Annotated in this window: 10 protein-coding genes; 5 read left to right on the top strand and 5 right to left on the bottom strand. The window is 74.5% G+C overall.

The window, feature by feature from the left end:
• Positions 1-36 precede the first annotated feature (36 nt).
• Positions 37-792, bottom strand: a complete 756-nt coding sequence (locus ACIPM1_RS23220; protein WP_402437551.1) for a TIGR03089 family protein — start codon at positions 790-792, stop codon at positions 37-39.
• A gap of 111 nt (positions 793-903) precedes the next feature.
• Here ACIPM1_RS23220 and ACIPM1_RS23215 point away from each other — a divergent pair, with 111 nt between their 5' ends.
• A complete protein-coding gene (locus ACIPM1_RS23215) occupies positions 904-2,301 on the top strand; it encodes a peptidoglycan recognition protein (protein ID WP_402437894.1) in 1,398 nt (465 codons plus the stop codon).
• A gap of 104 nt (positions 2,302-2,405) precedes the next feature.
• Positions 2,406-3,488, top strand: coding sequence for an NDP-sugar synthase (locus ACIPM1_RS23210; RefSeq protein WP_356188534.1), 1,083 nt, complete (start codon positions 2,406-2,408; stop codon positions 3,486-3,488).
• A gap of 74 nt (positions 3,489-3,562) precedes the next feature.
• On the opposite strand, the gene ACIPM1_RS23205 is transcribed toward ACIPM1_RS23210, so the two are convergent.
• The 4 genes from ACIPM1_RS23205 to ACIPM1_RS23190 form a co-directional block, all read right to left on the bottom strand.
• On the bottom strand, positions 3,563-4,609 hold the full coding sequence (locus ACIPM1_RS23205) for a DNA-3-methyladenine glycosylase family protein (RefSeq protein WP_402437548.1): 1,047 nt from the start codon (positions 4,607-4,609) through the stop codon (positions 3,563-3,565).
• 105 nt (positions 4,610-4,714) lie between these two features.
• Entirely contained in the window at positions 4,715-6,052 is a 1,338-nt protein-coding gene (locus tag ACIPM1_RS23200) for a coenzyme F420-0:L-glutamate ligase (protein ID WP_402437546.1), read from the bottom strand.
• Positions 6,049-7,008 carry a 2-phospho-L-lactate transferase gene (gene cofD, locus ACIPM1_RS23195; protein ID WP_402437544.1) on the bottom strand — a complete coding sequence of 320 codons (960 nt, stop codon included), beginning with the start codon at positions 7,006-7,008 and terminating at the stop codon, positions 6,049-6,051. Before cofD ends, ACIPM1_RS23200 begins: the two co-directional genes overlap by 4 nt.
• Before the next feature lie 33 nt (positions 7,009-7,041).
• Positions 7,042-7,581 (bottom strand): cysteine dioxygenase, encoded by a 540-nt coding sequence (locus ACIPM1_RS23190; protein WP_402437542.1) that lies wholly within the window; start codon positions 7,579-7,581, stop codon positions 7,042-7,044.
• Positions 7,582-8,308: 727 nt separating this feature from the next.
• Here ACIPM1_RS23190 and ACIPM1_RS23185 point away from each other — a divergent pair.
• The 3 genes from ACIPM1_RS23185 (at position 8,309) to ACIPM1_RS23175 (ending at position 14,102) form a co-directional block, all read left to right on the top strand.
• Complete coding sequence (locus ACIPM1_RS23185; protein WP_003975777.1) at positions 8,309-8,572, top strand: WhiB family transcriptional regulator; 264 nt, start codon at positions 8,309-8,311, stop codon at positions 8,570-8,572.
• A 206-nt stretch (positions 8,573-8,778) separates the two neighbouring features.
• Positions 8,779-12,570 carry a glycosyltransferase family 2 protein gene (locus ACIPM1_RS23180; RefSeq protein ID WP_402437540.1) on the top strand — a complete coding sequence of 1,264 codons (3,792 nt, stop codon included), beginning with the start codon at positions 8,779-8,781 and terminating at the stop codon, positions 12,568-12,570.
• Positions 12,567-14,102 carry a DUF5719 family protein gene (locus ACIPM1_RS23175; RefSeq protein WP_402437538.1) on the top strand — a complete coding sequence of 512 codons (1,536 nt, stop codon included), beginning with the start codon at positions 12,567-12,569 and terminating at the stop codon, positions 14,100-14,102. The genes ACIPM1_RS23180 and ACIPM1_RS23175 overlap by 4 nt, the downstream gene beginning before the upstream one ends.
• Positions 14,103-14,170: the final 68 nt, after the last annotated feature.

The following is a 14,170-nucleotide window of genomic DNA, read 5'->3' as shown; positions in this document are numbered from 1 at the left end:
GGGGCGGCCCGCCGCGCGGGCGGGGCCGCTCCGACGTCACCGGGCCGTAGCCGTGACCCGTTCGCTCTCGATGCGCTGGGCCAGGGCGTCCTCGGGCAGCCGGTCGAGGTTGCGGCACAGCACCACCGAGCCGCCGGCGGCCAGCGGTGCGTAGAGGCCCGCGCTCAGCCCCTGCCAGGTGTCGTACGGCAGCCCGGACAGCAGCCGGGACCCCGGACCCGTCAGGTCCAGCGCCGGAGCGTCCGCCCGCGCCTGCTCCACGACCTCCGCCCCCGTGTACTCCGCCCCGGCCACGATCAGCGCCGCCCCCTCCGGGTCCACCGGCGCGAAGGGCGCGAACCGGTCTCCCTGTCCCGGCACCTCGACCGCGTAGTCGAGGAAGCCCTCCGGCGGCTGCGGGAACCGCCCGCCCAGCGGCCGCAGCGCCAGCGCGACCCGCTCCCCGGAGCAGGCCCGCGCGGCGTCCAGGGCGCCGGGCCCGCTCACCACCACGTCGGCCGCCGCCGGATCCCCGTCCATGTCCGCGACCGCGCCCACCGAGGCGCACGCCAGCAGCCACACGGCCGTCTGCCAGTGCGCGGGCAGCAGCAGCGCGACCCGGTCGCCCGGTCCGGCGGCCAGGTCGCCCTGGAGCAGGTTCGCGGTCTTGGCCACCCAATTGGCGAAGGTGGCCACGGACAGTTCGACGCGTTCCCCCGTGGCATCGTCGTAGAAGGTCACCAGGGGGCGTCCGGGGTCCGCGGCGAGCGCGGAACGCAGCAGGTCGGCGGGGGTGCGTTCGGTGGCGTTCATCCGCGCAAGCGTACGCGGGGCCGCGTCCGCGCAGGGCGTGACGGGGCCACCGGTTCGGCGCAACGGCAGTAGACGACGCGTCAACTCCCCAATGGACATATATGTATGACTATGTCCAAGATCAGGGGCATGCGTCGATACGGAATCCTTGCCTCCTCGGTCGGTGTCTCCTGCGCGACAGCCCTCGCCCTCCCCCTCGCCGCGGCCACTGCGTCCGCCCACCCGGCCTCCGCCCACCCGGCCTCCGCCCACCCCGCGTCCGCCCGCCCGGTCTCCGCCGGGCCGGCCGTCCCCGGCAGCACCCTGTCCCTGCCCCTGGTCCCCCTCACCCCCGCCCGTGTGCTCGGCCACGCCCCCCTCCAGGGCCTGTACCGCTCCGCCGTACGGCACTTCTCGCTGGTCGGCGTCGTCTGGGACGACGTCGACACCGAACTGCACGGCAGTGTCCAGGTGCGCACCCGTGCCGCCGCCACCGGCGCCTGGTCCGGCTGGCAGGACATCGAAGCCCACAACGCCGACCACGGCGCCGACCCCGACACCCCCGAGCGCGCCAACGGCCGGGTGCGCGGCGCCACGGCCCCCCTGTGGGTGGGCGACTCCGACGGCGTCGACCTGCGCGTCAGCGCGGACACCGGCGACCGGGGCGCCCCGCCCGTTCCGCTCCCCTCCGGCCTGCGCCTGGAACTCGTCGACCCGGACGCCGAGGCCCCGTCGCAGGGCCCGCCGGCCGACCCGCCTCCCGCCGGCGGAATGAGCGCGGAGGCGGCCGCCGCGTCCGAGGCCAACGCCGAACTCGTCCCGCTCGGCGCCACCAGGATCCCGGCACTCGACCGCGCGGAGACCGAGCGCGAGCTGTTCGCCCTGCGCGGTGACGAGCTGACGGACCGTCAGCGTGCCCAGCCGTACATCGGGCCGCGGCCGAGCATCACCACCCGCCGCGGCTGGGGGGCGGACGAGTCGCTGCGCGAGCAGGGCTTCGTGTACACCAGCAAGGTCAAGGCGGCCTTCGTCCACCACACCGCCTCGGGCAACAACTACACCTGCGCGCAGGCCCCGTCGGTCATCCGCGGCATCTACCGGTACCACGTCAAGAGCATGGGCTGGCGGGACATCGGCTACAACTTCCTCGTCGACAAGTGCGGAACCATCTACGAGGGCCGGGCCGGCGGCGTCGCCAAGGCCGTCCGGGGCGCCCACACCATGGGGTTCAACACCGACAGCATGGGGGTCGCCGTCATCGGCACCTTCACCAAGTCCAGCCCGCCCGCGGCCACGGTGACGGCCGTCGCCCGGCTGGCCGCCTGGAAGCTCGGCCTCTACGGGATGAACCCCCTCGCCAAGACATATCTCACGTCCGGCGGTGGGAATCTCTACGCAAAAGGTAAGAACGCGCATTTGAACGTGATCTCCGGCCACCGGGACGGCTTCGCCACCGAGTGCCCAGGAAAGCTGCTCTACGGAAAGCTCGGTTCGGCCCGCAAGGCCGCGGCGGGCTACCAGGGACGCTGAGGCCGGAACACCGCACGGCCGTACAAGGCATCGGAGAACGGTCTGCATACACTGACCGGCCGAAGCACAGATCGGCCGGTCCCGGCAGGAAGCAGAGACGACAGGTGACAGAAGCGATCCTCCTGGTCGGCGGCAGGGGAACCCGGCTGCGCCCGCTCACGGTGCACACCCCGAAACCCATGGTCCCGGCCGCCGGGGTGCCGTTCCTCACGCACCAGCTGGCGCGGGCGAGAGCGGCGGGCGTCGACCACATCGTGCTCGCCACGTCCTACCTGGCGGAGGTCTTCGAACCGTACTTCGGCGACGGCTCCTCGCTCGGGCTCCACCTGGAGTACGTCACCGAGGAGGAGCCCCTCGGCACCGGCGGCGCGATCCGCAACGTCGCCTCGCGCCTGCGCTCCGGCCCGCACGAGCCGGTGCTCGTCTTCAACGGCGACATCCTGACCGGCCTCGACATCGGGGCGCTGGTGCGCACCCACGAGGAGACCGGCGCGGACGTCTCCCTGCACCTGACGAAGGTGACCGACCCGCGGGCCTACGGCCTGGTCCCCACCGACGCCACGGGACGCGTCCTCGCCTTCCTGGAGAAACCGCAGACCCCCGAGGAGATCGTCACCGACCAGATCAACGCGGGGGCGTACGTCTTCCGCCGCTCGGTCATCGACACCATCCCGCAGGGCCGGCCGGTCTCGGTGGAGCGCGAGACGTTCCCCGGCCTGCTGTCCGCCGGGGCGCACCTCCAGGGCATGGTGGACTCCACCTACTGGCTGGACCTCGGGACCCCGGCGGCCTTCGTGCGCGGCTCGGCGGACCTGGTCCTCGGCCGCGCCCCGTCCCCGGCCGTCCCCGGCCGCTGCGGTGACCGGCTGGTCCTGCCGACGGCCGTCGTCGCGCCCGACGCCAAGCTCACCGGCGGCACGGTGGTGGGCGAGGGCGCCTTCGTCGCCGAAGGCGCGCGGGTGTCCGGCAGCGCGATCCTGCCCGGCGCCGTCATCGAGCCGGGCGCCGTCGTCACGGACTCGCTCATCGGCGCCCGCGCCCGCGTCGGCGAACGCTCCGTCCTCACCGGCACGGTCATCGGCGACGGCGCGGTGATCGGCGCCGACAACGAACTGCGGGAGGGCGTACGTGTCTGGTGCGACGCCAGGATCCCGGCGGGGGCGGTGCGCTTCTCGTCGGACCAGTGATCGGACCAGTGACCGGACCGGTGAGGGTGGGCGGGGACGTGGCGACGGGAGGCCCGGCGCGCTGAGCGCCCGGCTCACAGCCCCCTGATGTCGCCCTTCGGCATCCGCGGCGCGCGCCGCGGAGGGACCCGGCCGCTGAGCAGGATCAGCCGGGCCGCCCGGTGCCGCTGTCCCGCGTACGGCTCGAGCAGCGCGAGCATCGCCGCGTCGTCCGCGTCCCGGTCCCCGGCCAGCGCCCACCCGACGATCCCGGGCAGATGCAGGTCCCCGACGGTCACCGCGTCCGGCGCCCCGTGACTGCGCTGCACGGTCTCCGCCGACGTCCACGGCCCGATCCCGGGCACCAGCTCCAGCCGTCGCTGCGCCGCCTCCGGAGGCATCCGCACCGCCTCCTCCAGCCGCGCGGCGACCCGTACGGCCCGCAGGATCGTCGACGCCCGCTTGTTGTCGACGTTGGCCCGGTGCCACTCCCAGGAGGGAATCAGCGCCCACGCCCGCGGCTCCGGCATCACGTGCATCCGCCCCGGTGCGGGCCCCGGCGCCGGCTCCCCGAACCGGCGCACGAGCAGCCGCCAGCCCTCGTACGCCTCGGCGGTGGTGACCTTCTGCTCCAGGATCGACGGGATCAGCGACTCCAGCACCAGCCCGGTCCGCGTCAACCGCAACCCGGGTCTGCGGTGCCGCGCCAGCGCCAGCAACCGGTGACGGGGCGCGAACTCCGACGGGTCGTCGGCCGCCCCGAGCAGCTCCGGCAACCGCTCCAGCAGCCACTCGGCGCCGGGCCCCCAGGCCTCGCCGCGCACCTGACCGCCCCGCGTCGAGACCCGCAGCGTGCCCGGACCCAGCGGTGTCCGGCTGGTCCGCCACACCGATCCGTCCGGCATCGCCCGGAACGTCGGATCACCCGCCCCGCGCCGCAGCGGCCCGAGCACCAGCCCCAGGTCGAGCGGTTCCTCCGGTGTCCACGTCCGCACCCGTCCCGGCGCCGCGGCGGACCGGGGCGCCCCGCGGGAGGAGCCCGACGCACCCGAGGCACCCGGCGCGCCGGCCGGGGAGGGCACGGCGACATGCCCGCCGCGCACGGTCGTACGCGTCGGCCGGGGAGCGAAACGTCCTGACACGAATGAGGTCCCGAGGAAGCCGAAGATGCCCTAAGAGCTTAGGGGGTCTTGCACGGCAAGCGGCCGCGGGCAGCGGTCGCGGGCGGAGCGGAGACGGGCGGGGAGTCACCGCACCTCGACGAACGCCCCGGCCTCCCGCTCCGGACGCGGCCTCGGCTGCTCCGCCGGGTCCCCGACCGCGACCGCCCCCATCGGGTCCCACCCGGGTGGAAGGTCCAGCACCTCGCGCACCACGTCGCGGCAGAACATCGTCGACGACACCCATGCCGAGCCCAGGCGCTCCCCGGCCAGCGCGACCAGGAAGTTCTGCACCCCGGCGCCGGCCGCCACCACGAACATCTCCCGCTCGGCACCGTCCCGCCGCGCGTCGCCGTAGGTGTGCGAGCCGTCCATGACGAGGCACGGCACCACCAGGTACGGCGCGTTGCGCAGCACGTCCCCGCGCCGGACGCGCCGGGCGATCGACTCCTCGCTCTTGCCGTCCCGCCGCAGGTCCGCGATCCAGGCCTCCCGCATCGCGTCCAGCAGCCGCGTCCGCGCCCCGGCCGACTCCAGCAGCACGAACCGCCACGGCGTGGTGTGGTGCGGCGCGGGCGCGGTCACCGCCGCGGCCACCGCGCGCCGTACCGCGCCGGGGTCGACGGGCTCGTCGGTGAAGGACCGTACGGTCCGGCGACCGGTCACCGCCTCCCGTACGGCCTCGGAGGTGCCGAGCCGGAACATGTCGTCGCGCGCCTCGCGCACCAGGGCCCGCGCGCCCGTTCCGTCGTCGTCGGCCACGACGTGCGGCAGTCCGCGTACGACGGCGACGGGCAGCCCGGCCGCCTTGCCCTTGACCAGGTCGCCGGCGGCGGCCAGTTCGTCGGCGGTGGCGACGACGGTGGCGCTGAGCGGGTTGCCGTGGGCGTCCGTGCCGCCCCGCAGGTCGTCGAGCACGCGGACCCCGGCGGCGCCGATGGCGACGTCCGTGAGTCCCGCGCGCCAGGGCCGTCCGAAGGTGTCGGTGACGATCACCCCTACGGTGACGCCGAGGGCGTCCCGCAGCCCCTCCCGCAGCGCCCGCGCGGACCCGTCCGGGTCCTCGGGCAGCAGCAGCACCGTGCCGGGGCGGGTGTTGGAGGCGTCGACGCCGGCCGCCGCCATGACGAGTCCCTGGCGGTTCTCGACGATCCGCAGCGGCCCGCGCCGGGCGACGACCCGCACGGTCTCGGCGTCGATCGCGGCCTCCCGGTCGGCCGCTTCGACGAGCCGTCCCTCCGCCTTGGACACGATCTTCGAGGTGACCAGCAGCACGTCTCCGTCGGCCAGCCCCGGCTCGGCGGCGGCGATCAGCTTGGCGAGATCGTCGCCCTCGCGCACCTCGGGCAGCCCGGCGACCGCCCAGACCCGGTATCCGGGCGCGGCGCCGGCACCCGGGTCCGCCGCCGGCGGCGTGCCGCTCACGCTCCCCGCACCTCCTCCGCCAGCGCCAGCGCCTCGCGCGCCATCCCGGCCGCCGCGTCCACGTCGGTCATCATCAGCGGCACCGCCCGGCAGCGGATCCCGTCCGCCTCGACCCGCTCCACCGAGGCCGCGTCCGCCGTGTCGACGAGCCAGCCGTCCAGCAGACCCGAGCCGTAGTGCTCGGCCACCGCGGCGGCCGTGGACTCCACGCCGACCGCCGCGAGCACCTTGTCCGCCATCCCGCGCACGGGCGCGTCCCCGACGATGGGGGACAGGCCGATCACCGGCACCCCGGCGTCGGCGATCGCCTCACGGATGCCGGGGACGGCCAGGATCGTGCCGATCGAGACGACCGGGTTGGACGGCGGGAAGAGGATGACGTCCGCCTCGGCGATCGCCTCCAGCACACCCGGCGCCGGCTTGGCCTGCTCGGCGCCGACCGGTACGACCGCCTCGGCCGGCACGGAGGCCCGCAGCCGCACCCAGTACTCCTGGAAGTGGATCGCCTTGCGCTCCCCGTCCAGCTCGACGGCCACATGGGTCTCGACGCGGTCGTCGGTCATCGGGATCAGCCGCACCCCCGGCTTCCACCGGTCGCACAGCGCCTCGGTCACCGCGCTCAGCGGGTAGCCGGCGCTCATCATCTGGGTGCGCACGATGTGCGTGGCGAAGTCCCGGTCGCCGAGCCCGAACCACTCCGGCCCCACGCCGTACGCCGCGAGCTCCTCCTTGAGGTGGAAGGTCTCGTCGGCCCGCCCCCAGCCCTGCTCCTCGGCGATGCCGCCGCCCAGCGTGTACATCACCGTGTCGAGGTCCGGGCAGACCTTCAGCCCGAAGAGGTGGATGTCGTCGCCGGTGTTGCCGATGACCGTGACGTCCGCGTCCGGCACGGCCCGCTTCAGACCGCGCAGGAACCGGGCACCACCGATGCCGCCTGCCAGAACCACAATGCGCATGGGGCAAGTCTTGCAGGCGGGTACGACAACGCGTCAGGCAGACACCGGACGCGCGTCGCAGTGCGGGGCCGTGGCCGGGTGCATCGGCATCTCGGTCAGACCCGGGTAGTAGATGTGCAGGCTGACCGCCGGCTCCAGCGTGTCGTTGACGACCTCGTGCACGTACCCCGGCGCGAACACCCGCTGGGCGCCCGCCCCCAGCGCGCGCGTGCCGCGCTCGGTGCGCTCGGTCAGCGTGCCCTCCAGGACGGTCAGCACCCCGGAGGAGCGGCCGTGGTCGTGCAACCCGCTGCCCTGCCCCGGGACCCAGGACAGCAGCCACACCTCGTAACCGATGGGGGTCTCCCCTGCTCGAGCGGAGCCGAGAGCTTGGGGAACGGTGCGCAGCCGGTGGTACCAGCGCGTCGTGGCGTCGTACCGGACGAGGTGCTCCCACTGGGAGCGGTCGGCGGCGACGGAGCGGGCCAGGCCGACGAACTCGGCGACGGTGGACGGGTGCTCGCGTGGCGGCTGAAGGAGGTGCCGGACCTCGAGGATGTCGCCGGCGATCTGGAGGTCGTTGTCGCTGTTCATGGGATGCGGTGGGTCCTCGGCGGAAGAGTGGGGGCTGGGGTCTCGCGTACCGTCCGCCCGGGTCACGAGCGGGAGGGTGGCCCCGGATCGGGGGCGGGAGGGGACAGCAGCCGAGTCGGGATGGACTCAAGGGCAGCCGGAGCGCGTTGGGCTCAACAGCTGGAACAGCGACAACAGCTACGGCGAACGGAGGCGGCACCGGGGGACCCGGCGGTGCGGGTCGTGGTGAGTGCCGAGTTCGCGAGCATGCCCACAAGGACAGCGGCTCACCACCCCGACTGTCAACTCGGCGCCCGGAATATGGGACATGTTTCACCTCATCCGGTTCATCTCTCAGGTGAAAGGTTTGCTCACCGGGAGTGCGGGACACATGGCGCACATGCCGGGCACGCCGGCCCCGTTGCGATCCTGTGATCCGACCGTGATCCGGGACGCCCCGGTGCGCGTGTCGGAACGAGATCGAAGTCCCGGGCGTCCTTCCCGATGCGGGCCCCTCGTGGGTCGCGCCGGGGGTCGGGCGACCTCCGGGCCTCGTCTGCGTGTCGAGGTTTATGCCGATTTGAACACTTTCCGCATGGCCTTGGTTCCGCAGAGTGAATAAGGGGCCCAATAGCAGATCTCAGCTTGACTCGCCCGGAGCAGCACACTTGTAATTTCACTCGTGTCGTTCAGCCGGGATCGGTAACGGCTACATCACGGGGACGCGAAAGACAGACGAGGGGCGCACATGACCGAGCTGGTGCAGCAACTGCTGGTCGACGACGCGGACGAGGAACTCGGCTGGCAGGAGCGCGCGCTGTGCGCCCAGACCGACCCCGAGTCCTTCTTCCCCGAGAAGGGCGGCTCCACCCGGGAGGCCAAGAAGGTCTGCCTCGCCTGCGAGGTGCGCTCCGAGTGCCTCGAGTACGCCCTCGCCAACGACGAGCGGTTCGGCATCTGGGGTGGTCTGTCCGAGCGCGAGCGCCGCCGGCTGAAGAAGGCCGCCGTCTGACCCCGGCCTGGGCGCCGGAGCCCCCGGAAAACCGCACATCGTCTTCCCCATGACGTCACGAACGGCCCGTCGCCGGTGGGTTATCCACAGGCGGCGGGCCGCTGTGCTGGCCAGCCGATAGTGTGGTCGCTCGTCCGAGACGCCCCGCTGCCCCCACGGGGCACAGGCGTCCATCACAGTCCACACCGAACCGGGGCCGTATCTCGATGTCCGTGCCCAGCCATACGGCAGCCCACTACGACGTCGCTGCCGCACCGCCGCCCGAACCGGCGCGCGCGTCGGAGTCCGACCCGTCCGGCCCGCCCGAGTTCCCGCGGCACGTGGTGACCGCCGTGCTCGTGGCGCACGACGGCGCCCGCTGGCTGCCCGACGCCCTCGCCGGCCTGCTCGGCCAGGAACGTCCCGTGCAGTGCGTCGTGGCCGCCGACACCGGCAGCGCGGACACCTCCGCCGAGTTGGTCACCGACGCCCTCGGTGACGACCGCGTGCTGCACCTCGCCCGGCGCACCGGCTTCGGCCAGGCCGTCGACGAGGCCAACCGCATCGCCCCGGTGCTCACCCCGGACGACCTGCCGTACCTGAAGCGCCCCAGCGGCTGGGACCCCGTCACGCGCAGCTGGCGCGACGACGCCTACGACCTGCCCGACCTGCCCCACGGGGAGCCGGTGCAGTGGCTCTGGCTGCTGCACGACGACTGCGCGCCCGAACCCGACGCCCTCGCCCAGCTCTTGCGGGTCGTCGACAACGAGTACGAACTCGGCCGTGACGACGTCGCGGTCGTCGGCCCCAAACTCCGCGGCTGGTACGACCGCAGGCAGCTGCTGGAGGTCGGCGTCACCATCGCGCACTCCGGCCGCCGCTGGACCGGCCTGGACCGGCGCGAACAGGACCAGGGCCAGCACGACCACGTGGGTCCCGTGCTGTCGGTGTCCACCGCCGGGATGCTGATCCGGCGTGACATCTACGAGGAGCTGGGCGGGTTCGACCGCAGGCTGCCCCTGATGCGCGACGACGTCGACCTGTGCTGGCGCGCCAACGCCGCCGGGCACCGCGTCCTCATCGCCCCCGAGGCCGTCGTACGGCACGCGGAGGCGTCCTCCCGCGAGCGCCGCACCGTCGACTGCGTGGGCCGCACCGCCGCCTCCCCGCACAAGGTGGACAAGGCGGGCGCCGTCTACACCCTGCTCGTCAACACCCGCACCGCGGCGCTGCCGTGGGTCCTGCTGCGCCTGGTCCTCGGCACCCTGCTGCGGACCCTCGCCTACCTCGTCGGCAAGGTCCCCGGACAGGCCGTCGACGAGATCCGCGGCCTCATGGGCACCCTGCTGCGGCCCGAGCGGATCATCGCCGGGCGGCGCAGGAGAGGCCGCCCGCAGGTCGACAAGGGCGAGATGCGGGCCCTGTTCCCGCCGCCCGGCGCGACCATCCGCGCGACCGTCGAACAGGTCGCGGGCAACCTCGTCGGCCGCTCCGACCCCGAGGTGTCCTCGGCCGGTCGGCACGGCGGCGCGGTCGAGTCCGGACCCGGTGGCGACGACGCCGACTTCATGGAGATCGAGCAGTTCGCCCGCCTCAAGCGCATCGGCCGCAAGCCGGGACCGGTGCTCTTCCTGGTGCTGCTGCTGGTGTCCCTGGCCGCCTGCCGGGGCCTGCTGGGCGGCGGCGCGCTCGCGGGCGGCGCCCTGCTGCCCGCCCCCGCCGACTCCTCCGAGCTGTGGTCGCACTACCTCGACGCCTGGCACCCGGTGGCCACGGGCGGCACCCCGTCCGCACCGCCGTACCTCGCCCTGGTCGCGATGCTGGCCTCCGTGCTCTTCGGCTCCACCGGCCTCGCGGTCACCGTCCTGCTGGTCGCCTCTGTGCCGCTGGCCGGGTTCACCGCGTACTTCGCCTCGCGCCCGCTCGTCGAGTCCCGGCTGCTGCGCGCCTGGGCGGCCGTCGTGTACGCCTTCCTGCCCGCGGCCACCGGCGCGCTCGCCGGCGGCCGCATCGGCACCGCCGTCCTCGCCGTACTGCTGCCGCTCCTCGCCCGCGCCGGCGTCGCGGCGAGCGGCCTGGCCAACGCCTCCGGTGCGCGCGGCAGTTGGCGCGCCACCTGGGCGTACGCGCTGCTGCTGACCCTGACCACCGCGTTCACGCCGATCGTCTGGCCCGCCGCGCTCCTCCTCGGCGTCGCCGTGCTCGCCGTGCGCCGCGGCGAGATCGTGGCCTACGGACTGCGGTTCCTCGCCCAGTCGGGCACCCCGCTGCTGGTCCTCGCGCCCTGGTTCCTGTCGCTGCTCCCGTTCGGCTTCTTCAAGGAGGCCGGCCTGGAGTACGGCGCGTCGGCCGCCTCCGCCCTCGACCTGCTCGGCGCGAGTCCGGGCGGTCCCGGCACCGTGGACGGGCTGATGCTCATCGGCATCGTCCTGGCCGCGCTGGCCGCCCTGCTGCGCTCCGAGCGGCAGTCCGGGATCCGCGCGGCCTGGGTGGTGGCGCTGGTGGGGCTGGTCCTCGCCGTCCTGTCCAACCGCTCCACCTGGGCCGGTCCCGCGACCCTCGTCTACGGCCTCGCCCTCCTGGCCGCCGCCGTGCTCGGCGCCGACGGGGCCCGCGCGCGTGTGGCCGAGCAGAGCTTCGGCTGGCGCCAGCCGGTCGCCGCGCTGATCGTCTTCGCGTCGGTCGCCGGTCCCCTGCTCGCCGCCGCCGGCTGGATGATCCGCGGCGCCGACGGCCCGCTGGAGCGGCGCGACCCGGTGCAGGTGCCCGCGTTCGTCGCGGAGGAGGCCAACACCCGGGACCAGGCACGCACCCTGGTCCTCGACAGCGACTCCCCGGCCCACGTCGGCTACACGCTCGTACGCGGCTCCGGCGCCCGCATGGGCGACGCCGAACTGGCCGCGGCGGGCGGCGCGAACAGCAGGCTCGACAAGGTCGTCGCCAACCTCGTCGCCGGTTCCGGCGCCGACCAGGCGGGCCAGCTCGGCGGCTTCGCGGTGCGCTACGTCCTCGTGCACAAGGGCGCGCCCCGGGAGGTCAGCAGGGTCCTGGACGCCACGCCCGGCCTGGCCCGGCTCAGCCAGCAGGACGGCAGCGCCCTGTGGCGGGTCGACCAGGAGGTTTCGCGGGCCGCCCTCGTGCCCGCCTCCGGCACCGGCACCGCCCAGCCCGTCGCCGCCGGTCCCGTCGAGATCCACACGACGATCCCCTCCGGTCCCGCGGCCCGCGTGCTGCGCCTGGCCGACTCCGCCGACGCGGGCTGGACGGCCACCCTGGACGGCAGGCCGCTCACCCGGACCACGGTCGACGGCTGGGCGCAGGGCTTCCAGCTCCCCGCCACCGGCGGCAGGCTGGACGTCACCTACGACGACCCGGCCGGCCACACCGCCTGGCTGTGGGCGCAGGGCGCCCTGGCCGTCGTCCTCGTGGTGCTCGCCCTGCCGGGCCGCCGCCGCGACGTCGACGACGACCTGCCCGAGGAGCCGCTTCCCGCCCAGGCCGCCGAGGGCGAGGGCCGCCGGGCCCGCCGTCTGCGCGCCCAGGCGGAGGCGGAGGCCGAGCACAGCGCCCAGGACGGCCACGCGGGCCAGGACGCACCCGGTGCGCCGGGCGTGCCGCCCGCCGAGGAGGAGGCCGCCGCCGTGCCGCACCAGGCGCAGTACGGCGACTGGGACGCCGCCGGCTACCCGCAGGGCGACTACGGCACCTACGGCGGCGAGCAGTACCAGGACGCCCAGCACTACGCCCAGGGCGCCTACGACCCGGCGTACCGGAGCGGCCAGTACCAGAGCGGCGGCGGGCCCGACGCGCCGTACCAGGCCGGGCAGTACGAGGGCGGCCGGTACGACCCGTACGCCTACGGCGGCCAGGCACCGGCGGCGCCGTACGACCAGGCCTACCAGCAGGGCTACGACGAGCCCTACGACGAGTCCTACGAGGAGCCGTACGACCCGGCGCGGTCCCACCCGCACGGCCCGCACGGCATCGGCAGTGAGCGCCCCGACGGGAGCCAGCAGTGAACCGCACGACCCTGTCCCTGATCGCGGGGGCGACCGCGCTCGCCGCCGTCACCGGCTTCGCCGCGCTGACCACCCCGGACGCCTCCGGGGCCGGCGCCGCCAAGGCCGCCGCCCACCTGCCCGTGGAGCGCACCACCCTGGTCTGCCCCGCCCCGAGCACCTCCGACATCGCCGACACCTCCTACACGTCCTTCACGCCGGTCACCCGGGGCACGGACGGATCGGGCAAGGCCGAACTCCGCTCCGCCGCCGAGGCGTCGGACGCCGGCACCGGCAGCTCGCCGGGCGCGGCGACGGGCAAGGGCAAGAACCAGGGCGGCGCAGCCGCGAAGACGGCCGGCAAGCCGGTCCTCCAGCCCAAGGCGCCCGGCACCCCGGTCACCGGTGACGTCTCCGGCGGGGACGCGCCCGCGCTGGTCGGCACCGCCGAGGGCAGGTTCGCCCCCGGCTGGACCCTGCAGGAGACCACCGAGGTCGCGGCGGGCACCGGGCGCGGACTCCTGGGGGTCAACTGCACCGCGCCCGACACGGAGTTCTGGTTCCCCGGCGCCAGCACGGCATCGGCCCGGTCCGACTACCTCCACCTGACGAACCCGGACGACTCCGCCGCCGTCGTGGACATCGACCTCTACGGCAAGGACGGCGCCCTGAAGTCCACGGTGGCCGACGGCATCACGGTGCAGCCGCACGCCACCGAGCCGATCCTGCTGTCCACCCTCGCCGACACCCCGCAGGACGACGTCACCGTGCACGTGCGGGTGCGCAGCGGGCGGGTCGGGGCGGCCGTCCAGGCGCTCGACGACCAGCTCGGCGGGGACTGGCTGGCGGCGTCCGCGGACCCCGCCGACAGCCTGGTGCTGCCCGGCATCCCCAAGGACGCCACCTCCGTGAAGCTGATCGCCTTCACGCCCGGCGACGCGGACGCCGACCTCAAGGTGCGGCTGGCGTCGCCGTCCGGGCTGATCACCCCCGCGGGGCATGAGACGGTGCACGTCAAGGGCGGTATGACGACCGCGGTCGACCTGGGCGACGTCACGCGCGGCGAGGCGGGTTCGCTGGTGCTGACCTCCTCGTCCCCGTCGGTGCCGGTGATAGCGGCACTGCGGGTGGTGCGCGGCAAGAGCGGCCGGCAGGAGACCGCGTTCATCCCCGCGACGAGCCCCGTCGCCACGCGGGCGACCTCGGCCGACAACAGCGGCAAGGGGACCACCCTCTCGCTGACGGCGCCCACCGGCACCGCCCAGGTGAAGGTCACCGCGTCGGCGGGCAGCGAGGGCGGCACGGCCGCCTCGAAGACGTACACGGTGAAGGCGGGCACGACGCAGGACGTCGACCCGCCGGTGCCGGCCGGCCTGAAGGGCACGTACGCCCTGACGGTGGAGCGTGTCTCCGGCGGCCCCCTCTACGCCGCCCGGACCCTCGCGTCGGAGCACGAGGGCGTCCCGGGCTTCACCATCCAGACGCTCCCGGACGACCGGGGCATGGTGTCGGTGCCGGAGGCGGACCAGGACCTGTCGGTGCTGCAGAGGTAGACGGCCCGGCCGTGGCGGACGAGCGGCGCCGTCCTCCCCGGCGGGAGGGCGGCGCCGCGTCCGTTCGC

This window comes from Streptomyces sp. NPDC086766, assembly GCF_044746005.1.
GTDB lineage: Bacteria > Actinomycetota > Actinomycetes > Streptomycetales > Streptomycetaceae > Streptomyces.
This window is presented reverse-complemented; position numbering and strand designations above follow the sequence as displayed.